The organism is Kitasatospora sp. SC0581 (genome assembly GCF_048159585.1).
Lineage (GTDB): Bacteria > Actinomycetota > Actinomycetes > Streptomycetales > Streptomycetaceae > Kitasatospora.
Window position 1 is genome coordinate 1 of the sequence record NZ_JBLRWA010000310.1, and the last position, 324, is coordinate 324.

1 pseudogene is annotated in these 324 nt (G+C 75.9%); it reads right to left on the minus strand.

The features are described from left to right. Nucleotides 1-24: 24 nt before the first annotated feature. A pseudogene (locus ACLWS4_RS38240) lies at nt 25-324 on the minus strand (GTP 3',8-cyclase MoaA); the annotation flags it as partial.

Consider the following 324-nt stretch of genomic DNA (forward strand, 5'->3'; position numbering starts at 1 on the left):
GGTCCGGGCCGGGGGGCTCGGCCGTCAGCCGCCGATCGCCGACATCGGGCGGTCGGGCTGGAGGAACTCCGGGTCGTCGAGGCCGGAGCCGGCCTTCTTGCCCCACATCGCCTTCCGCCAGAGCTCCGCGACCTCGGTGTCGGAGGCGTCCGAGCGGAGGGTGGCCCGCAGGTCGGTCTCCTCGGTGGCGAACAGGCAGGTCCGCACCTGGCCGTCGGCGGTGAGCCGGGTGCGATCGCAGGCCCGGCAGAACGGGCGGGTGACGGAGGCGATGACGCCGACCGTGTGCGGTCCGCCGTCGACGACCCAGCGCTCGGCGGGGGC